The sequence below is a fragment of the Chitinophaga sp. genome (genome assembly GCF_036569185.1).
Classification (GTDB): Bacteria; Bacteroidota; Bacteroidia; order Chitinophagales; family Chitinophagaceae; genus Chitinophaga.
Genome location: NZ_DATCRD010000047.1, coordinates 1 through 20,377, shown reverse-complemented (window position 1 = coordinate 20,377; position 20,377 = coordinate 1). Strand labels below are relative to the sequence as shown.

General features: G+C 46.9%; 17 protein-coding genes. 7 read left to right on the top strand and 10 right to left on the bottom strand.

All coding sequences use genetic code 11. The annotated features are described in order from the left end of the window. The first annotated feature begins 63 nt into the window (after positions 1-63). Entirely contained in the window at positions 64-459 is a 396-nt protein-coding gene (locus VIM72_RS03545) for a hypothetical protein (RefSeq protein WP_332001492.1), read from the top strand. Then, positions 456-1,355, top strand: a complete 900-nt coding sequence (locus VIM72_RS03540) for an IS3 family transposase (RefSeq protein ID WP_332001491.1) — start codon at positions 456-458, stop codon at positions 1,353-1,355. The genes VIM72_RS03545 and VIM72_RS03540 overlap by 4 nt, the downstream gene beginning before the upstream one ends. Positions 1,356-1,835: 480 nt before the next feature. On the opposite strand, the gene VIM72_RS03535 is transcribed toward VIM72_RS03540, so the two are convergent. Then, complete coding sequence (locus VIM72_RS03535) at positions 1,836-4,070, bottom strand: helix-turn-helix domain-containing protein (protein ID WP_332001490.1); 2,235 nt, start codon at positions 4,068-4,070, stop codon at positions 1,836-1,838. 119 nt (positions 4,071-4,189) lie between these two features. Here VIM72_RS03535 and VIM72_RS03530 point away from each other — a divergent pair, with 119 nt between their 5' ends. Together VIM72_RS03530 and VIM72_RS03525 are read left to right on the top strand one after the other, a co-directional pair. Continuing rightward, positions 4,190-5,143 carry a nitrilase-related carbon-nitrogen hydrolase gene (locus VIM72_RS03530; RefSeq protein ID WP_332001489.1) on the top strand — a complete coding sequence of 318 codons (954 nt, stop codon included), beginning with the start codon at positions 4,190-4,192 and terminating at the stop codon, positions 5,141-5,143. Between the two features lie 579 nt (positions 5,144-5,722). Further along, positions 5,723-5,935, top strand: coding sequence for a hypothetical protein (locus VIM72_RS03525; protein ID WP_332001488.1), 213 nt, complete (start codon positions 5,723-5,725; stop codon positions 5,933-5,935). Positions 5,936-5,989: 54 nt separating this feature from the next. Here the strand turns inward: VIM72_RS03525 and VIM72_RS03520 are convergent, their stop codons facing one another. Next, positions 5,990-6,181 carry a cold-shock protein gene (locus VIM72_RS03520; RefSeq protein ID WP_079472790.1) on the bottom strand — a complete coding sequence of 64 codons (192 nt, stop codon included), beginning with the start codon at positions 6,179-6,181 and terminating at the stop codon, positions 5,990-5,992. A 262-nt stretch (positions 6,182-6,443) separates the two neighbouring features. On the opposite strand from VIM72_RS03520, the gene VIM72_RS03515 reads away from it, so the two are divergent. After that, complete coding sequence (locus VIM72_RS03515) at positions 6,444-7,727, top strand: MFS transporter (protein ID WP_332001487.1); 1,284 nt, start codon at positions 6,444-6,446, stop codon at positions 7,725-7,727. Here the strand turns inward: VIM72_RS03515 and rpiA are convergent. From rpiA to VIM72_RS03490, 5 genes are read right to left on the bottom strand one after another with little or no spacing between them, the layout of a single operon-like run. Continuing rightward, positions 7,693-8,394 (bottom strand): ribose-5-phosphate isomerase RpiA, encoded by a 702-nt coding sequence (gene rpiA / locus VIM72_RS03510; protein ID WP_332001486.1) that lies wholly within the window; start codon positions 8,392-8,394, stop codon positions 7,693-7,695. The genes VIM72_RS03515 and rpiA overlap by 35 nt on opposite strands. A 27-nt stretch (positions 8,395-8,421) precedes the next feature. Further along, on the bottom strand, positions 8,422-9,666 hold the full coding sequence (locus tag VIM72_RS03505) for an NAD(P)/FAD-dependent oxidoreductase (protein WP_332001485.1): 1,245 nt from the start codon (positions 9,664-9,666) through the stop codon (positions 8,422-8,424). Positions 9,667-9,677: 11 nt separating this feature from the next. Further along, on the bottom strand, positions 9,678-10,679 hold the full coding sequence (locus tag VIM72_RS03500) for a 4-hydroxyproline epimerase (protein ID WP_332001484.1): 1,002 nt from the start codon (positions 10,677-10,679) through the stop codon (positions 9,678-9,680). 14 nt (positions 10,680-10,693) lie between these two features. Continuing rightward, positions 10,694-12,283, bottom strand: a complete 1,590-nt coding sequence (locus VIM72_RS03495) for an aldehyde dehydrogenase (NADP(+)) (RefSeq protein ID WP_332001483.1) — start codon at positions 12,281-12,283, stop codon at positions 10,694-10,696. Then, positions 12,280-13,203, bottom strand: a complete 924-nt coding sequence (locus VIM72_RS03490; RefSeq protein WP_332001482.1) for a dihydrodipicolinate synthase family protein — start codon at positions 13,201-13,203, stop codon at positions 12,280-12,282. Before VIM72_RS03490 ends, VIM72_RS03495 begins: the two co-directional genes overlap by 4 nt. A gap of 205 nt (positions 13,204-13,408) precedes the next feature. Between VIM72_RS03490 and VIM72_RS03485 the strand changes: the two genes are divergently transcribed. Both VIM72_RS03485 and VIM72_RS03480 read left to right on the top strand, forming a co-directional pair. Further along, positions 13,409-15,028 (top strand): M28 family metallopeptidase, encoded by a 1,620-nt coding sequence (locus VIM72_RS03485; protein ID WP_332001481.1) that lies wholly within the window; start codon positions 13,409-13,411, stop codon positions 15,026-15,028. Between the two features lie 29 nt (positions 15,029-15,057). Beyond that, a complete protein-coding gene (locus tag VIM72_RS03480) occupies positions 15,058-15,822 on the top strand; it encodes a M90 family metallopeptidase (protein WP_332001480.1) in 765 nt (254 codons plus the stop codon). A 37-nt stretch (positions 15,823-15,859) separates the two neighbouring features. On the opposite strand, the gene VIM72_RS03475 is transcribed toward VIM72_RS03480, so the two are convergent. The 3 genes from VIM72_RS03475 to VIM72_RS03465 form a co-directional block, all read right to left on the bottom strand. Further along, positions 15,860-16,285 (bottom strand): hypothetical protein, encoded by a 426-nt coding sequence (locus tag VIM72_RS03475; RefSeq protein ID WP_332001479.1) that lies wholly within the window; start codon positions 16,283-16,285, stop codon positions 15,860-15,862. A 352-nt stretch (positions 16,286-16,637) separates the two neighbouring features. Then, positions 16,638-17,078, bottom strand: a complete 441-nt coding sequence (locus VIM72_RS03470) for a hypothetical protein (RefSeq protein WP_332001478.1) — start codon at positions 17,076-17,078, stop codon at positions 16,638-16,640. Between the two features lie 79 nt (positions 17,079-17,157). Next, positions 17,158-20,377, bottom strand: a 3,220-nt coding sequence (locus VIM72_RS03465) for a M91 family zinc metallopeptidase (RefSeq protein ID WP_332001477.1), incomplete at its 5' end; no start/stop codon positions are given.

The window sequence follows — 20,377 nt, the reverse complement described above, 5'->3', positions numbered from 1 at the left end:
TGTCTTGATTCAGAATTTACTTTACATGTTAGGAGTTAACTATGATTTAATTAAATTACTAACATGAAAAGAAAATCCGGAGCACCACCCATTTATTCAGACAGCTTGAAAATTACTATCGCCCGCGAGTATCTGTCTGGGGAGCAAAGCTATGGGCAACTGGCAGAGAAATATAGCTTGAATAACGCAGGGGTAGCCAGGAGTATGGTTAGATGGTACGCAAGGCATTATAGCCAGGATCGGCTACCAGTAGTTAAAAAAGCGCCAATAGATCCCAATTCCAATCCTGCCAATGAACTGTTGGTAGAGCAAAAGGCGGGTATTGGTAAGGAAAAGGATAAACAATTAGAAGAGGCGCTTTTAAAAGTGGAAGCGCTCGAATTGCTTATCGCCAATGCCCAAAAGGAGTTGGGAGTTGATCTGATAAAAAAGCCTGGTACCAAACAGCCCGGCAAATGAAAGTAAATCATCCAGCCATTGGGCTGGAGCGGATTTGCAGGTTGTTTGGAAAAACCAGGCAGGCTTTTTATGATCAAACCAGACACAAGGCCAATCAACAATTAGAAGAAGCCTTTATTGTCGATATGATAAAGCATCATCGTGAGTTATGGGAAGGAGGTGCCGTAAAATTACATAAGCTACTTCAACCCATTCTGTTGCAGCATCATATTACAATAGGCCGTCCGCGCTTTTTAAAATTGCTGTACACTCATCAGTTAATGCTTCCTAAGCGTAAAAGCCGTTATGTGCGTACAACAGATTCAAACCATCCTTATCGTAAATGGCCTGATCTTACAGTAGATCTTTGCATCAGTGCTCCTGGCCAGTTATGGGTGAGTGATATAACGTATCTACGCACAGAACAAGGGTTTAATTATCTGTCTCTGATTACAGATGCCTATTCAAGAAAGATTGTAGGTTATCATTTAAGCCAGCGGCTTCAGGCCCAGGGACCTATAATAGCGCTAAAGAAAGCAATACAGTTATTACCAACCCGGACCCAAAATTTAATACATCATTCGGACAGAGGTGTACAGTACGCTTGTGAGGATTATATAGCAATGCTTGAACAACATCAGATCATTACTTCTATGACCGAATCAGGCAGTCCTTATGATAATGCAATGGCTGAACGTGTAAATGGCATTTTGAAACACGAATTTAGGCTCAAAAGAACCTTTAAAAATTATGGAGATGCCCTCTGGGCTGTTAGTAAGGCAATAGATTACTATAATCGTATCAGGCCTCACATGAGCTGCAACTACCTCACACCCAATGAAGCACATACAAGAACAGGCCCTTTGGCCCAAAAATGGAAGTCAAAAAACAAAATAATGACTAATTTACACCTGTAAAGCGCTCGCTGAAACAATTTTCAGCATGTAAAGCTAATCCTGCATTCAATACCTCAACTGTAAAGTTTTTCTGTACTAAGACACTCCTGGGCAACAGTATGGATACTCCCTGTTTCCGCCGGATTTCCCCCATATTCGAGCCATATTCGAGCTATTTAATAGATCTATCTTAATAAATATGGCGTATCCACAGGTTAATTTTGTCTTACTTCCCAGTGGAGCATAAATATTAAAAGAAGATTCCCGCAGTATTATGCATTACACATCTATTAATTATTACTTCTGTACAGCTGGAACCCGGTCGGGCCGGGGCATTGACAAAAATCCCGGATTATAATCAACGTTCCGGGACAACATCCGCTGAAGGCGATTCTCCTTATCCGCTTAGATCTCTCCACCCTTTTATTAATCCTCAAAGGCATAATCAGTAAAATCATCATAATCCTGAGTCAGACAAAATCCGCGCAGCGCCGAAGGCGCCTAGTCGTTCATAATCTGCTCTTCCTGTTTCTTTTTGAGATACCATTGTACCACGCGGATCTCCGCGAAAGTGGCGGCATCGCCTACTCTTTCCTTGATAGGACCCGCGGCAGTAGCGCCTAATTCACCAATGTGTTTAAGGATAAGGCGCATGGTGCTCTCCTTCACAAAACGGTTGATATCCATTTCACCGGCTTCCACGCATTGGGCCAGGTGGCTTTCAATGGTGCTCACAGCCAGTTGCCGTGCTGCAGCAATATCGGCAATGGATTTGCCTGCAAGGTACAACTCCAGGGTACCGCGACGGCTACTTCCCTTTTCTACCTTGCCTTTGGCGGCTTTTTCCTTACCGGCAGGAACCGGGGCTGCGGCGGCATCCGTTTCGCGGAGTTTAGTATAATCTTTCAGACCTTTGGTGAAATCAAGGTCGGCGTAAGCTACTTCCCATACATGACGCAACTTATTCCAGCAATCGGCTTCAAGCGCCATGAGCTGAAGGAGATATTTCTTTGACCTGGCCTTTTTAACATCAGCGATATGCGCCTGCAAAGGTTGAATAAGGTCTTCGTAAATGCTTTGGGTAAAATAGCCGATGGCTTTGTTCACTCTTTGCTGCAGCTGTTCCATTTCACCGGTTTGTACAGCGGTGTCAAGCAGCTGATGCAGCTGGGTAACAAACCTGGCGGCCACTTCGTGCTGCTGCTCTGCTTTGGCCGACATAGCACGGCTTAACTTAATAGCGGCGTCGAAGTCGGGCAGCTTTTTATCCTGGATCCATACGGCATGACTGCGGATAGTTGCCTGCATACGGTACCAATCGAACTGCTGCAGGAGTGATGTAGCCTGGAATTTCTTCTTTTCCATTTCCAGGAGCACCACCAGCTCATTGGCTTCGTTCTCTTTTTCAGCAAATTCAATCACCTGCCGGTCTGTCCGGATGCTGCCATGCCCGATGCGGGAATGCAGTACCAATCCATCGAGTGAAGTACAGCGGCTAAGCGCCACGTATACCTGTCCGGGCGCAAAGGCATACCCCGCGTCTATAATAGCGCGCTCAAAGGTAAGCCCCTGGCTTTTATGGATGGTGATGGCCCAGGCGAGGCGGATGGGAAACTGGGTAAAGCTGCCTATTTCTTCCTCCTCGATGCTGTTTTCATCCTGGTTGTAGGAGTAGCGGATGTTTCGCCAGGTTTCCTTGCCCAGTTTCAGCTCTTCATGGGAGCCTGCCAGCACCAGCATAATTTCCTCATCGTTGATTTCCTTTACGGTAGCAATTTTGCCGTTATAATAGCGGCGGGGTTGTGCCAGGTCATTTTTGAGGAACATTACCTGGGCGCCCACTTTTAATTGCAGCAGTAATTCCGTTGGCAGTGCTTTGTCGCTGAAATCGCCTTCAATTTTCCCTTCGAAGCGATATACTTTCCCGGGCATCTCTGCCAGGCGCCGGGCATTGATTTCATCTGCCTTCCGGTTATGGGTGGTGAGCACGATGTACTCTTCATCTTCTCCCGTAAAATTCGGCTGGTAATGTTCGTTCAGCAACTGCAGGTCATCATGCAGCACTTCGTTATTACGGATCCTGTTCAGCACTTCGATAAAGTGCTGCTCATTCTGCCGGTAAATTTTCTTCAGTTCAATATACAGTGGCGGCGCCTGTTCTATTACTTTGGCTGCAAAGAAAAAAGTGCTGTTGTAATATTCAGAGAGCATGCGCCATTCCGCATCAGGTACCACTGGTGGCAGCTGGTAAAGGTCCCCGATAAATAATACCTGCACGCCGCCAAAAGGCAGCAGCGGTTTATTACGGAAATGACGGAGGATCACATCGATGGCATCCAGCATATCGCAGCGCACCATGCTCACCTCGTCAATAATCAGTAATTCCATTTCCTGCAGCAATACTTTTTTGTCGTTGGTAAAACGAATATTGCGGAACAGGCCATGTTTATCTGTGCTGCTGATTTCATCTGTTCCAAACCCTCTTTTAGTGCCCGGGATAAAAGGACCGAAGGGCAGCTGGAAAAAAGAGTGCATGGTAACACCACCGGCGTTGATGGCGGCCACTCCTGTGGGCGCTACAACTACCGTGTTCTTACGCGTATGTTCTTTGATATATTTCAGGAACGTAGTTTTCCCTGTACCGGCCTTACCGGTAAGGAAGATATGGCGGTGTGTATGGTTTATGAAATCTGCCGCCAGGTGAAAGATAGTATTTGTATTATCCGGTTGGGGCATCTGTTGTTAGATTGAAAGGGCGAATATACAGAAAAAGTGGCGAAAACCGCGGGGATATTGCGTGTAATGAAATACAGTATCTTCGTTTCTCTTTCTGCCGACAAAAAAATTTTATTTATATGAACGATCTTAAAATTGCTACTGCACAATTTGAAAACAGGAGCAACGACAAGGCATACAACCTTGGCATCATCCGGGAATTATCCAGGCAGGCAGCTGCAGATGGCGCAGATGCTGTAGCCTTTCATGAGTGTTCTATGACCGGTTATACTTTTGCCAGGAATTTATCGCGGGAACAGATGCTGGAGCTGGCCGAGATCATCCCCGAAGGGCCGTCTGTAAAGGTATTGCAGGATATTGCTGCCGAAAATGATATTGCCGTGCTGGCGGGATTATTTGAGAAAGATGCCAGCAACAATTTATTCAAAGCTTATGTATGTGTAGATAAAAACGGGTTGGTCGCAAAGTACAGGAAGCTGCACCCGTTTATCAACCCGCATCTGCAACCAGGGAATGAGTATGTGATTTTTGATCTGAAAGGATGGAAATGCAGTATGCTTATTTGTTATGATAATAATATTACCGAAAATGTACGGGCCACGGCCCTGCTGGGTGCGGAAGTCATTTTTATGCCGCATGTAACCATGTGCACGCCATCTACCCGGCCCGGCGCGGGTTTCGTGGACCCCGCGCTATGGGAAAGACGGCGGGAAGACCCTACATCACTGCGACTGGAATTTGACGGGATGAAAGGGCGTTCCTGGCTCATGAAATGGCTGCCGGCGCGTGCATATGACAATGCCGTGTACGCCGTTTTCTCCAATCCTATTGGTATGGACGACGACCAGCTGAAAAACGGGTGTTCCATGATCATTGATCCTTTTGGCGATGTAATTGCAGAATGCAGGAAGCTGGACAATGATGTGGTAACGGCAACGCTTACACGAAATAAGCTCACCGAGGCCGGTGGTTACCGGTACCGGCTGGCGCGCCGGCCCGATTTGTACGGGGAAGTGATTGCCGCCGGGCATACGCCGGTCCAAAAGGTGGTATGGTTGCAGGAGAAGGCATGAGGTAGTGTGTCAGCAGGATGAAGATTTAAGTGGCAGCAGGATGAAGGTTTAAAGTGCTGCGATTAAAGGAAAAGCCGGCATCCGTTATTAGGAGTGATCACACATGTCAGATCGGCAACTTGATAATTAAAACAAAATCATAATACAAATAAAAACAGGGATGAGGGTGGTTTTTAAGGGTTTGATCGTAAATAAAATCATTAAATCCGGCAGAGTGGTTATCTTTGTGGCCCTTACAATGTTTACAAAGCTTTAAAATAACCCGTTTTTTAGCTTCTTGTATAAAAAGAACCGTTCCCTTGTGGAGCGGTTTTTTGTTTTAGAGAGATGATGGGATAGAAATATATGGTGCAGCTATAGAAACGGGATGGAAATTACCTGGTGCATGTATATATCGTGGAGGGCAGGTGGAGTTCACGTGGAAGGGATGTGGACTTGAACAGGTAACGCTGTACCATAAATGGTTTTGGCGGATTTTCGGGGCCTGGATATCGCCGGGACCACCAGCATGATATCGGCGGCATTATGGCGGCGGCTTGCCAGGACCGACTGATTAAGGGAGGAAGTTACCTGTAATACGTGCAGCAATGTTCCGCTGCCACGGAGGTTTATTGCCAGTTCTGCACCATTAAAGGGCTTATTCAAATCAACAATAAGATCACGGGCAACAGTGCTGAGCACACGCTGCTGCATAAAGCTGATGCGTACAGCTATAGCGGTGATGTGGAGGTGCGTGGCGTTTCCACGGGAAAGCAGCTGCTGCGCAGCCGTTCATTTGCCATGAATGCATAAAAAAACCGCCCTGGCAAAGCCAGCGCGGTTTATAACGAACTATTATAAAATAAATTATGCCAGTCTTACGTTAACAGCATTCGGGCCTTTTCTACCTTCTTCCACGTCGAATACTACGCGGTCATTTTCGCCGATGCTTTCTTTGATACCAGATACGTGAACAAAAATTTCTTGTCCTGAACCTTCGATTTTAATGAATCCAAAACCTTTAGCTTCATTAAAAAATTTTACTACACCTGTTTGCATTATATTTAATATTTAATTGTGAACGTGTTCTCGCCATTATTTTTACATCAGGCGGCTACCTGGGCAACTAGAAGAAAAACTGTAAGAAAAAGCTGAGTGTGAGAGGTGATCTACCAACAGAATTGAAATACATTATCTTTAAGAAGCGGTACGAAGATAGGTGATTTATTGAATACAACCCTAATTTATTTTAAAGTTTTTCTTCGCTGCTGTGGCCTGCCGGCTCATAATTCCGTTATTAAAATATATTTTCGCGTCATATATGAAACATCCTGACGCATGGCGGATAAAAGCCATATTAACCGGATCTGCCGGAAACCTTGTTGAATGGTACGATTGGTACATTTACGCCACGTTTTCGCTTTATTTCGCGCCGGTCTTTTTCCCGAAGGGCAGTTATACTGCCCAGTTGCTCAATACAGCGGCCATATTTGCGGTAGGCTTCCTCATGCGGCCCATTGGGGGCTGGATGTTTGGCCGTATTGCCGATAAACAGGGGCGTAAAGCCTCCATGACGCTATCCGTGTTGCTGATGTCGCTGGGTTCGCTGCTCATTGCCTTCACTCCTTCCTACAACAGTATTGGCCTGGTGGCGCCTGCTTTACTGCTGGTAGCGCGTTTACTCCAGGGCCTCAGCGTGGGCGGGGAATACGGCACTTCCGCTACTTATCTCAGCGAAGTGGCTACCAGGGACCTTCGGGGCTTTTACTCCAGTTTCCAGTATGTAACGCTGATAGGCGGACAACTGGTAGCGTTAGGCGTGCAGATGCTGTTGCAAAAGGTATTTCTCAGTGCACAACAGCTGCATGACTGGGGATGGCGGATCCCTTTTGTGATCGGGGCCGCGCTGGCTTTCTTTGCGCTATACCTGCGCCGGCATATGCAGGAGTCCACTTCTTTCGAAAAAATAAAAACAACAAAAGAGAAAGGTTCCCTGAAACTGTTGTTTGAGCAACATCCCAGGGCGGCGCTCACGGTAGTGGGATTAACGATGGGCGGTACGCTGGCGTTTTATACCTACACCACCTACATGCAGAAGTTCCTGGTTAACACCGTGCATCTGACCATAGAGCATGCCACTACCCTCACCTTTTTCCTTATGCTTATTTTTGCTATCCTGCAGCCGGTTTTCGGCTGGATATCAGATATCTATGGGCGGAAGCCTTTGCTGATAGGCTTTGGCGTAGCCGGCACCCTGTTTACTGTTCCTATACTTACCGGTATCAGTCATGCCACCTCCCAATGGACCGCCTTCTGGCTTATTTTGCTGGCACTGGTAATTGTGAGTGGCTATACTTCCATTAATGCCGTGGTAAAAGCGGAATTGTTTCCCGCGGAAGTGCGGGCGCTGGGTGTTGGATTTCCTTACGCTATTACCGTGGCGCTTTTTGGCGGTACCGCAGAATCCGTGGCGTTATATTTTAAAAAAATCGGTTACGAACCACTGTATTACTGGTACGTAACCGTTTGTATCTTTATTTCCCTGCTGGTATATGCTACTTCGCGGGATACTAAAAAGACGTCTTTGCTTGATAAGGATGCGTGATTTCCCTGATGGAGCCATCGGCATTACCGATGATCAGCCGGGTAGCGTAGTGGAGAAACAAACCGTTTTCCACTACACCAGGCGTGTTATTCAGTTGTGTATGCAGCGCTGCTGCGTTATGGATCTTTTCGTAATGGCAATCGAGGATATAGTTGCCGTTGTCTGTTACAAAGCGGTTGTTATCCTTTAAGCGCAACACAGGATGTGCGCCCTGCGCCGCCAGTAGTTTGAAGGTAAGCTCCCAGCCGAAAGTGGTTACTTCCACCGGCAAAGGAAATTTGCCAAGATGTTTCACCAGCTTCTTATCGTCCATTACCACCAGCATTTCTTTGGAGGCTGCGGCAATGATCTTCTCCCGCAGTAATGCACCGCCGCCGCCTTTGATCAGCTGCAGCTGTGCATCGGCTTCATCTGCCCCATCTATATCAATATCTATCTGTTCTATTTTATCAAAATCCACCAGGGGGATCTGCTGCTCTATGGCCAGCTGCTCCGACTGTGCAGAGGTAGCCACCGCCTTTATTTCAAGGCCCGCCCTAACTAACTCGCCTATACGTAAAATGGTATAGTACGCTGTGCTGCCGGTACCCAAACCAACGGTCATACCCGGCTTAATATATTCAGCGGCTTTTTCGCCGGCTGCTTTTTTACCGATATCTGTTTGCATGGAACAAATATAGCTATTCAGGGTTAGCTAACGATATCTTGCAGGAGAAAATGCATCAATATCAATACTTGTTTTACGGTTATCCGCCAGTTCCGCCAACAGCTTACCGGTAGCGGGGCCCAGGCTGAGGCCCATCATAGCATGGCCTGCGCCCATCAGCAGATTAGTATAGGCAGGCGCGTAGCCGATATAGGGCAAGCCGTCGGGCGAGCAGGGGCGGCAACCACTCCATACCTGTTTTTTATCGGGCATTTGTACCGGGAGATCGGGGAAATAACGGTTCACTGAATCTACGATCCCTGCCACACGGTTCATATTTACCTGGTCGTTTACCGGCGCTACTTCCATGGTACCGCCATACCGTAAACGGTTGCCCATGGGCGTAAGCGCCACCCGCGCTTCGCAGAGGATAGCGGGGATATTGAGGTTGATGGCCGGGGCATCCAGCGTAACCGAATAGCCCTTGCCTGGCATCATAGGCAGTTGCATCCCCGCCAAACGCGCTACTGCAGGGCTCCAGGAGCCGGCAGCCAACACGAATATATCGGCTGTATGGGTTTCCTGCCCGGTGATCACCTCCGTTATTTTATTGCCGCTGGTCCTGATCTTTGTTACCTCTCTTTCCGGCAGGAACCGTACCTGTTGCTGTTGCAGGTATTGTATCAGCTGCTGCATGAGGTCATTCGGATAAAGGTGGCCATCGCAGCGGTAATGCACGCCACCCAGCACATCCAGCTGCAGCTGCGGTTCCAGCGCCTGTAATGCAGCTTTATCCAGCACGGCGGCATCAAGGCCCATTGTATTGGCCTGTGCGGCGAGGTGCGCCTCTTCTTCCGCTACCGCTTCCGTTTTATAATACATGATGATGCCTTTGCGTTCCAGCCCGAAATCGAAACCGGGCTGTTTCGCCAGCGATGTATAAAGCGAGCGGCTGAAGAGGTTAATATCCAGCAGCGGCTTTGCCGAAGCTTCCACATGCTTTGCCGTGGCGCTTTTCATAAATTTCAGTCCCCAGCCGATGAGCTGTTTGTTCAGCGATGGCTTTACATAGAACGGGCTTTTGCTGCTGAACATCCACCTGATGCCCTGTGAGATGATACCCGGCGCAGCCAGTGGTACGAAGTGACTGGGCACGATCATACCCATATTACCATAGGAACAGTTGTTATTGAAATCTCCTTTATCGAGCACGGTTACTTCCCACCCACTTTCGTTCAGGTAATAAGCGGTACAAAGGCCGATAATTCCACCACCGATGACGATTGCTTTCATGTTGTAATAAATTAGATCACCTGGAATCCGTGTACATACGGGTCTTCATCGTCCAGTATAATAGTGTTGTAGCCGGTTACCATTGCCCAGCCTTCTATGCCCGGCACAATAGCGGGTTTACCGTCAATGGTGGTTTCTTCTTCGATGGTACCGATGAACTGTGAGCCGATGATGCTTTCATGGATAAAGCGATCACCTTTCTTCAGTTTTCCCTTAGCGTGCCATTGCGCCATCCTTGCGGAGGTGCCGGTACCGCAGGGAGAGCGGTCGATGGCTTTATCGCCGTAGAACACAGCATTGCGTGCGGTGGCATCAGGGCTGATAGTAGCGCCGGTCCACAGGATATGGCTCAATCCTTTGATGTGCTCATTTTCGGGATGCACGAACGAGTAATTTTCGTTTAGTCTTTTCCGTAATTCGCGGCTCCAGGACACCAGCTGATCCGCCGTGTGGTGTTCCAGTCCCTTGAAATTCTCCTGCGGGTCCACAATAGCGTAGAAGTTACCGCCGTAAGCCACATCTACCTTCAGTAACCCAAGATCCGGGCATTCAACTTCCAGGCTTTCTGCAGCGAGAAAAGATTTCACATTGGTGAGCTTCACCGATTTCACTTTCTTCCCTTCCCTCACGTAACTCACCAGTACCAGTCCTGCCGGGGTTTCCAACCGCAGTTGTCCCGGTACTTTGGGATTGATCAGGCCCTGTTCAATGGCGATGGTCACAGTACCAATGGTACCATGACCGCACATAGGCAAACAGCCGCTGGTTTCAATATATAATACGCCGGTATCGTTCGCTTCATCGGATGGCGGGTACAGGATACTGCCGCTCATCATATCATGGCCGCGGGGCTCAAACATGAGCCCTTTACGGATCCAGTCGAACTCCCGGAGAAAATGCAGGCGTTTTTCCATCATGTTGTTTCCCTTCAGCGCCGGGCCGCCTCCGGCAACCAGTCGAACCGGGTTGCCGCAGGTATGTGCATCTATGCAAAAAAAAGTATTGGTCGACATAAGCATTCAATATTTTAACGACTAACGGTGTCTTTCGTCAACTGACCGTTTATTTTTCTCCAGATGCCTAAAGGGTTTTCATCTTTCAGCGCATCCGGGAGCAGCTGCTGTGGCCAGTCCTGGAAGCATAGCGGTCTTGCGAAACGTACAATTGCCGAAGCGCCTACAGATGTACTTCGTATATCCGTGGTAGCGGGGAACGGGCCGCCGTGATGCATAGCGTAACCGGGTTCCACGCCCGTAGGCACATTGTTGAGGATCACCCTGCCGGCTTTCTGGCAAAGGGTTTCCACTGCTTCCGCGTATGTTTGCAGGTCCGCCTCCGTAGCCATTACCGTACCTGTTAGCTGACCATGTAAATGTAATAACAAGTTTAATAGTTCCGCATCGTCTTTACATACTACCAGTAGTGAAGACGGCCCGAATACTTCCTGCTGCAGTTCATCGTTCGCTATAAAATCGTGCGCCGCCACGCGATAGAGGGCCGGGGCTCCTTTCACTGCATCTTTCTCCCGTGGGCCGGCAAACAATGTTTGCACTCCTTTCCTGCGTGCCAGTTGTTCCCTGTTCTCATAATAGTGATAGCAGATGCCCGGATTGAGCATGGCAGCAGGCTGGATAGCCGCCATTTCCTTTTGCAGCGAAGCAGCAAACTGTTCTGTGGCCTCACCGGCCAGGGTAATGAGCAGACCGGGATTGGTGCAGAACTGCCCTGCGCCTAATGTAATAGATTGCGCATATTGTTGCGCTGTTTGCTGCGCAGCTGCTGCCAGTTTACCGGGTAGCAGCAATACCGGGTTGATGCTGCCCATTTCCGCATATACAGGAATGGGCTCCGCCCGCTGGTTCACTGCATCGAAGATAGCCATACCCGCCTTAAACGAACCGGTGAAACCGATAGCCTTGATGCCGGGATGTTTTACCAGCTGCTGCCCCAGCAATGCACCGGTACCATTCAGGCTGGAAAACACGCCATCCGGCATACCGCAGGACTGCGCCGCTTTTTGTATCGCTATAGCCACCAGTTCATTGGTGCCCAGGTGCGACTCATGGGCTTTCACGATCACCGGGTTCCCTGCTGCCAGTGCAGAAGCGGTATCGCCACCTGCAGTAGAAAATGCCAGCGGAAAATTGCTGGCAGGGAATACAAGAACAGGGCCGAGTGGCACCAGCATTTTTCGTATATCCGGCCGCGGTAGTGGCGTACGTTCAGGCTGTGCAGGATCTATCACCGCTTCCACCCAGGAACCTTCCCGCAGTACCGCTGCAAACAGGCGAAGCTGGTTGGCTGTGCGCATACGTTCCCCGGTGATGCGCGCCAGCGGCAGGCCTGATTCTGCCACGGCTCTTTCCAGCAGCGGATCGCCGATGGCAAGTATTTCCGTAGCAATAGCTTCCAGGAACAGCGCACGTTGTTCAGGGGAAGTATGACGATAAGTTTTAAAAGCGGCGGCAGCTTTTTCCACTGCCTGGTTTACCTCCGTTGCGGTGGCCGTTGAAAACGTTTCAGGCAATACCGCATTGCTAACGGGATCGAATGCACGAAGTGTATCCATTCCCGTAGCAACTGAGGTAAAGCCAATGATATTTTTGCCTGTTATCATGCAGGAAGTTTTAAATAATCCGGCAGTTGGGGGCGGTTAGCCAATCCCGTTTTAATTACATTTTCCGCGTAGGCCAGGTCCGCTCCCACCGGGATTAACCGGGGCGCGCGTACATGAGTAGTGCCGATGCCGGTGGCTGTAGCTGCCAGTTTGATATATTGTACCAGTTTAGGATCAATGTCAAGCTCCAGCAGTGGCATGAACCAGCGGTAGATAGCCAGTGCTTCTGCAATACGGCCTGCTTTTACCAGGCGGTAAATAGCTACTGTTTCCTGTGGGAAAGCGTCTACCAGTCCGGCTACCCAGCCGTTGGCGCCCAACACCAGGCATTCCAGCGCCAGTGTATCCACACCGCAGAGGATACTGAAACGGTTGCCAAAGCGGTTGATCATGCGGGTTACATTGGTAGTATCTCTTGTAGATTCTTTCACCGCCTGGATATTAGGCGCTTTTGCCAGTTCTTCAAACATATCCAGGGTAACCAGGATCTTATAGTCGACCGGGTTATTATAAATCATCACCGGTAGCGAAGTACTGCCAGCAACAGCAAGGAAGTAGGCAACTGTTTCGCGGTCGTCTGCCTTATAACGCATGGGAGGCAGCAGCATGAGCCCTGCCGCACCGGCTTCCTCTGCTGCTTTTGCGCAGGCGATAGCCGCTGAGGTGGTTTGTTCAGCAATATTCATTACTACCGGTACTTTACCGGCCAGGAAAGTTACCGCATGTTTTACAAGCGCATACTTTTCTTCGTTCTGTAAACTGCTGGCTTCTCCCAGCGAGCCGCCGAGAATAATACCATTAACACCTGCATCGATTTGTGCCTGCAGGTTTTTGTCGAACATCTCATAATCAATATGATCATCCGCAGTAAAAGGGGTAAGCAGTGCGGGAAATACGCCTTGCCAGTTAATTGCTGCCATTTTTCCTATCTTTTTTTATGTCAACAAAAATAGCCGCAGAGGCCCGATAGCATGCTGCTGTAATTAATCAATAGTACGCAGATTTTAACCGAAAAAACGCTTCTTCTCCCGATATTTAAAAAATATCCGCGTACTATCATTCATCTTAATTTTTGGAAATCTAGCATAAGTCTGCTAATTTTTGCCCTGAATAAACCATAAAACATTGAAAGCACCCATTATACTGGCTATAGCGGCGCTGTTACCGCTTACCCGGCTTACTGCGCAGGATTCAACAGCCATTAAAGCCATTAACCCGGCCGGTTTCGCCCGGCATATCAGCGTACTTGCCTCCGATGCCTTTGAAGGCCGCAAACCCTTTACACGGGGAGAAGACAGCTCCATTCAATATCTTGCCGCGCAATTTAAGCAGCTGGGATTAAAGCCAGGTAATGGCAACAGTTATTTCCAGGAAGTACCGATGGTATCCATCAGTTCCAAACCCGCCGGTAACCTGGTGATAAAAGGCCCTAATGGCGAATTATCATTACAGTACCTGGAAGATTTTGTAGCAGCCACCCGCCGTGTCCAGGAACAGGTAACCATTCCCACGAGTGAACTGGTATTTGCCGGCTACGGGATTGTAGCGCCCGAATATAACTGGAACGATTACAAAGGACTGGATGTAAAAGGCAAAACGGTGATTGTGATGATCAACGATCCCGGCTTTGCAGACAGCACGCTGTTCAAGGGCCGCGTTATGACCTATTACGGCCGCTGGACCTATAAATTTGAAGAGGCATCACGACAGGGCGCTACCGGCGTGATCATCATCCATGAAACAGCGGCAGCCAGCTATCCCTGGAAGGTAGTACGCAGCGGCTGGTCCAACTCCAAGCTGCACCTGCAAACGGCCAATAATAATATGCATCGTACCGCACTGGAAGGCTGGATCACGCTGGATGCAGCAAAGAAGATCTTCCAGCTGGCCGGCGTATCGCCCGGTATTATGCAGCAGGCCAGGACAAAAGGTTTCAAGCCGGTAGATCTTCATTTAAATACATCTCTTGTTATCAATAACACTATTAAAAAATCTACTTCGCATAATGTGCTGGCAGTGCTGCCCGGCGCCAAACGGCCGCAGGAATGTGTAGTATATTCCGCTCACTGGGATCATTTTGGTATAGGCGAGCCCGTTAAAGGAGATTCCATTTACAACGGCGCTGTAGACAATGCCACCGGTACCGCAGGACTGCTGGAACTGGCCACCGCCTTTACAAGACTGCCACAGGCGCCGGCCCGCTCCATCCTGTTCCTATCCGTTACCGGGGAAGAACAGGGGCTCCTGGGATCGGAATATTATGCCGCGCACCCGGTATTCCCGATGGAGAAAACCGTAGCAGACATTAACCTGGATGTGCTCAATACGTTTGGCCGTACCCGTGATATCACGATAATTGGACATGGACAATCAGAGCTTGATGAATACGCCCTGCGCGCTGCCCAAAAGCAAGGCAGGATCACCATTCCGGAAGCCAATCCTGAAGGCGGATGGTTTTTCCGCTCCGACCATTTCAACTTCGCCAAGAAAGGCGTACCGGGGTTATATATTGGTCCTGGTAACGATGCATTAGGCCATGAACCCGGCTGGGGCAAAGAACAAACGGCAGCGTATAACCGTTTGCGTTACCACTCCCCTGCCGATGAATTTGACCCCAACACCTGGAACCTCGACGGCATGGTAGAAGACATCCGCCTCCTGTTCGATGTTGGCTACCAGCTCAGCAATGAAAGCGGATTTCCCGCATGGAAGAAAGGATCAGAGTTTAAAGCATACAGAAAATAACTACAGACATGGTTTTATTCGGATTGATAATGATAGGGCTTATCCTGCTACTGTACTTCCAGAATATGTACAGTCGCCGGAAAAGAAAGAAAACAGCCGTACCTGATGGGTACCAGTCGTTGTTAAAAGAACATGTTCGCTACTACCAGCAACTGCAACCTGCCGACAAAACGCGCTTTGAAGCCATGGTACAACGCTTTCTTAAACGCACCAGCATAGAAGGCGTAGGCACGGAAGTAGAACCGCTGGACCGGGTGCTGGTAGCCGCCAGCGGCATCATCCCGATTTTTGGGTTCAAAGACTGGGAATACTTCAATCTTACCAATGTCATACTTTACCCCGATACCTTCGACGAAACCTACCAGTATGAAGGCAATCGCCGTAACATTCTCGGTATGGTAGGTTCCGGTGCACTCAACGGACAAATGATCCTTTCCCGCTCCGCCCTTCGGGAAGGCTTCTCCAACACAACCGACAAAAACAATACCGCCATACATGAATTCGTGCATCTATTGGACAAAACTGATGGCTCCATAGATGGCTTCCCAAGTAAATTGCTGGACCACAGCTACAGCATTCCGTGGATGAAGCTGGTACACCAGACAATTCAGCAAATCTCTGAAGGGCATACAGATATTAATCCTTATGGCGCAATGAATGAAGCGGAGTTTTTTGCTGTGATTTCGGAGTACTTTTTTGAGCGGCCGGATTTGCTGGCAGAGAAGCACCCGGAGTTGTATGGGATGCTGGTGAGGATGTTCAGGCAGGATCCGGCGGGGATGGGGGCGGAGTAAGAGAGACTTGAAATTACTTTTTAACTCCACATAACATCTATTCAATAAATTCCTGTAACATTTTGTTCTTGTATGATTCGAAAATAGATACTTCTTTAGCATTTTTATCTAATAACTTTTCATAAAAAAAGTCATTTTCATTTGACCATTCTTTAAAACTTATAACCTCATTGTTCCGAATATTTAGTTTAGACAAGGATTCTATATTCCTTAATTCTAAATCCCAACATTGAGACACTCTACTATCTATTATTTCGAACAATTCAGCAGGAAATGCTAAAGGATAAGTGGTACTTTCATCTCCAAGTATGTAATAGAAGTAAACATCAAAATATTTAGAGATCGCTAAAACTACATAAATATTACCTTCTGTTATTTCCAATTCAGTATTCTTCGCCCACTCAATAAGCTTCTCATTATGATGATCTGCTTTAATATTTTCTGTAAGACATTTTATTTTCATATTCTAGTCTTTAAATTTAAAATCCGTTAAAAAACCATTTAGAGGATTTCTCAAATAATGAACTACAGACTTTCCTCCTTTAGGCCTTCAGGCCGCATAAACTGGATTCAAATTTTGATTTACCCCCGCTACAAATTCAGTTACTGTCCCAAGGCATATTGACCTATAAACTTAAGGGTAGATCCGACATCTGTTGGAGTCGTCATAAGATTTCAGAAGAAGACCGTAATACCATCCTCCGCGTGGTCGATGCCTTTCTTAAAGAGGCCCAACTGACTACATCTAAAAAATTAAAAGCATAAAGGTTATAAAGCACTGTAAAAGCAAAAACCCGGCGTTGCCGGGTTTTTGCTTAGCGGTCTCTCTCCAATTTAAAAAACTCTTTAAACTTTATACATTCAATTTTAACTTTTGTATTTGCTATAAAAACCCTTGTGGCATTTATATATTTTTCAGGCAGACTACTTGCATTCACACTTTCCTCCCTCCTTATTGTTGCAGTATCCCACTTCTGGACAAGTTGGACAGTGTAATCTGTAAACAACTTCTGCTGGTCAAAAGAAAAACTATTTCTATTATATGTGTAATTGAAACTGCCTTTCTCATTCCATATCCTGCTAACGTAAGTACCACTTTCTATTTCGTAACTCTCAAGTAAATACAACGTGTCAAAATCAGAAGAAATAAAATTCAACTTCCCTTCATTATAGAGCTTTGTTCTTAATTCATGAAAAGTCGTTCCTTTCCACTTTCCTTTTACACCAGTACATCTTTTCTCAATCTCCTTTGACATACTTACAAAACTTTTTCGTGAACAAGAAGAAGTAAAAATTATTAATAAAACAAACAGTGCTAATTTCATGAAACTAAATTTAATAAGTGAAGGCAGGTTGCTTTTGCCCCAATTGCTTATAGTTGGTTGTGCCATTAGGATTGTAATACAAGCTTTGCTGTGTACCCGCCCTTATTAACCTTGTGCTGGGATCTCCATTACCATTTGCATCAACACCGTAATATGCTCGTAGTGGTAATTTGTTCTCTGACCTGATTTGATTCTCTATGTGCGTAGAATATAATTCTGCATTGGGAATAGTTGTTGTGTTACCATTAGCATCTGTAACTGTTCGCCACGTATTTGTATTTTTAGTTCCATTCCAAGTATCTCTTACATGTGCCATCTCATGAGCTAATCCTATAAATGCAGGTCTTGTTGTAGAACCTTTAGTATCTGGCGCACTTGATGTGCCGGTAGGATTCCAGGTTATATAATCTCCTTTATCACCCGCCGCATTTGAAGAACGCTTTACTAATTCAGTGCTGTTAGTGGAAGTCATTAAATCATTAACCAATGTCTTACCTACATCTCCTCCAGTTCGTATTTTGTCAATCGCTGTTGTAGCATCTCCAACGAAAGCTTCTGAACCTGAATAAATAGCTCCGCTACCATCTAAAAATCCATAGGTGCCATTTTTATCCTGCCCGTAATAATATTTATTTTCCTGAATGCTTTGATTTCCATTTGCATCTGTAATGTTGTTTTTAATAACAATCCAAATACTATCTCCATTAACATCAATAATACTAATCGGGTTATTGGCAGCATATTGATAAGGGGATAAAGAATGATATTTATCTGCAAATCTATCTTGCGTAAAGAACCTTCCTATTTGATTGTCATACATCCTCGCGCCGTAGTCCAACCATTCTAAGCCCGAGCCATCAGAGAACTCTTGTCTTTGTTCCTCTTTACCGTTGTATTTATACCGATTTGTTGGAGCATTGTTTAAAGCTTTCGAACTAATCCCCGCCATCGTCAACCCAAACGGATAATAATGCGTTTCCTCCAACAACGGCCCACTCGCCTGTGTCACCACTACATTATCAAAGAACACCTCCTGGGGACTTTCATTACTTGTGTAAACATAAAGAAACCCACTCTTTTCCATCACCATCTTATCCTGCGCTAATGTTTGTAGTTGATCCGGTTCTGCTTTTACTTGTTTAACACCGCTATTACCGTCCACTAATTTAAACTGATCATCAAACAAAACAAAATTAAGATATGCCTTGGGTCTGTTGGTGTTCTGCTGATCAGCTTCCTTTTCTTTAAGGCGCTGGTAATCATTATTATAGAAACTGCTGTTAAACGGCGTTACCGGCTCAGAAGATGCAACACCGTGGGTAGCATCGGTTGAAGCTCCACCACTAAACACTTGTACCAGGTCGGCCAGCATGCTTTCTGCGGGCGCTGATGGCGTATTTTTATTCTGTGGCCCGGTGGATTTATAGAAGGCCTTTGCTCCTATCTGGATCGTATCACCAGCCATTACTCTAAGTACGAGGGAAGGACCGATCTTCTTACCACCACTAACAGCGGTCAGTTTCGATACGGAGGCATTGGTACCTGCACTTTCATCTGATGGATACCCGGCGGGTTTGGCGGAACGGGTGTTATCAATGTTGCTAAACAAAGCCGTCTCTGTTGCAGCAGCCGATGTTTCCATGGTAGCTGCGTACATAGAGAAATCCGTCTGTTCCGTTAATACCATACGCACGTTACCCAGGTGATCCTTTACAAAGTAATCGTATTTAAAGGCAAGCGGCTGGCCCGGTTGAAAAACGGCGCGCACACGCCCTTCTTCATGACCTAAAAACCGGAGGGTATCATTCTGGTAAACAAAGCCATTGAGATAGTCTGTTGTGGTAATCTTAGCCGGGGTAACCGTGTTATCCGTAACGATCTTTCTCAGCTTGCCACCGGTAGCATCATACAGGTATTTAATAACACCTTTCCCGGTGATGGCTATACTATCTGGCAGGTTAAGATGGTTGTAACGGATAGCGGCTATATTTTTATTGTTATCTCTTGTAAGGTTACCATTAACATCGTAGGTATAATCAGCCGTTTCATTGTTACTGATCTCTTTAAAATCACCCAGCTGGCTTTGCGTGTTGTTTGCCCGGTCTGTTACAAAAGATAGTTTATTACTACCTGCAAGATAACCATACTTTAAGCTGTCAATAGTTTGTACAACTGCGCCGTTTAGTCCTTTCTGGTTCATGGACAAGATGTTACCGTTAGCATCATACGACAAGCCGCTTACCGAGAAATTAGCCAGGTTATCTGTCCAGTTGGTGCTGCCTGTATTCTGTTGGGTAAACTGTGCTCCCGTCAAGCGACTGGCTTTATCATAATTATACCCATAAGCGCGTGCAATACCATTACTGCGGCTCTTCCATTTGGTACCGGATATATTACCATTGAATTGAGCAGCAGTAAATCCATAATCATAATTAAGCTCTTGTCCAAACCAGTTAGCTGTGCTTCCTGCTGTTGGAATAAAGTCTTTATTAATTGACCTTAGCCAACCACGGATATTATACTCGTAGTTTAATGTTTCCAGTTGCGTGGTACCTGTTACGCCTAAACGTTTCTTCTTTAGTTGGCCCAGTTCATCGTACTCATTTACAGCTATTGTTCTTTCCAGGTTTACATCATTGTTCAACCGTTTTTTGATATTGAGCAACCGGCCGCCGGCATCATATGCCAGCATGGTTAACACATCGGTTTGAGGAATGCTGCCACTGCGCTGGTTCCGGTGGCGTAAATAAGTACTTAACAACCTCCCGTTAAAATCATACAGGCTGGTAGTTACATCCTGTCCCCCACTAAGGTTATCTGCCAATACCTGGATCAGCCGTCCTTTATCATTGTAGTAATTGGTGGTGGTAAGCCACTGATCCGTACCCAGTACCCTTACTTTTGTACCTGTAACCAGACCCTTTATCATAGTGCTGGCAGTGGATGGTAATGCCTCTGCATTTAAGTTACTTCCGGCCTGGGGTTTGGTGATGTCAGCACTTACATAGTTCTGCTTACCCGCAAAACTATAGCTTTCATAAAAGGTATAAGTCAGCGGTGTTAAGGCGCTGATAGGAATATTTGGCAGTGGGTTGGTAACAGTAACGTTCGCATTGCCGTTAGTAGCAGAGGCATTGATTTCCAGGGTCACGTCTGCACCGGCTCCGGTATCGAAGCCATCTGTAAGTGTAATACTGTTGGTAGCCTGATAGGAGCTGCTGCCATTATGG

What these genes read in the sequence shown, in the direction of transcription:
- VIM72_RS03530 (WP_332001489.1), top strand. Translation starts at nt 4,190, where the DNA reads ATGAACGATCTTAAAATTGCTACTGCACAATTTGAAAACAGGAGCAAC.
- VIM72_RS03470 (WP_332001478.1), bottom strand. Translation starts at nt 17,078, where the DNA reads ATGTCAAAGGAGATTGAGAAAAGATGTACTGGTGTAAAAGGAAAGTGG.
- VIM72_RS03540 (WP_332001491.1), top strand. Translation starts at nt 456, where the DNA reads ATGAAAGTAAATCATCCAGCCATTGGGCTGGAGCGGATTTGCAGGTTG.
- VIM72_RS03515 (WP_332001487.1), top strand. Translation starts at nt 6,444, where the DNA reads ATGAAACATCCTGACGCATGGCGGATAAAAGCCATATTAACCGGATCT.
- VIM72_RS03495 (WP_332001483.1), bottom strand. Translation starts at nt 12,283, where the DNA reads ATGATAACAGGCAAAAATATCATTGGCTTTACCTCAGTTGCTACGGGA.
- VIM72_RS03475 (WP_332001479.1), bottom strand. Translation starts at nt 16,285, where the DNA reads ATGAAAATAAAATGTCTTACAGAAAATATTAAAGCAGATCATCATAAT.
- VIM72_RS03520 (WP_079472790.1), bottom strand. Translation starts at nt 6,181, where the DNA reads ATGCAAACAGGTGTAGTAAAATTTTTTAATGAAGCTAAAGGTTTTGGA.
- VIM72_RS03500 (WP_332001484.1), bottom strand. Translation starts at nt 10,679, where the DNA reads ATGTCGACCAATACTTTTTTTTGCATAGATGCACATACCTGCGGCAAC.
- VIM72_RS03480 (WP_332001480.1), top strand. Translation starts at nt 15,058, where the DNA reads ATGATAGGGCTTATCCTGCTACTGTACTTCCAGAATATGTACAGTCGC.
- VIM72_RS03545 (WP_332001492.1), top strand. Translation starts at nt 64, where the DNA reads ATGAAAAGAAAATCCGGAGCACCACCCATTTATTCAGACAGCTTGAAA.
- VIM72_RS03535 (WP_332001490.1), bottom strand. Translation starts at nt 4,070, where the DNA reads ATGCCCCAACCGGATAATACAAATACTATCTTTCACCTGGCGGCAGAT.
- rpiA (WP_332001486.1), bottom strand. Translation starts at nt 8,394, where the DNA reads ATGCAAACAGATATCGGTAAAAAAGCAGCCGGCGAAAAAGCCGCTGAA.
- VIM72_RS03505 (WP_332001485.1), bottom strand. Translation starts at nt 9,666, where the DNA reads ATGAAAGCAATCGTCATCGGTGGTGGAATTATCGGCCTTTGTACCGCT.
- VIM72_RS03490 (WP_332001482.1), bottom strand. Translation starts at nt 13,203, where the DNA reads ATGGCAGCAATTAACTGGCAAGGCGTATTTCCCGCACTGCTTACCCCT.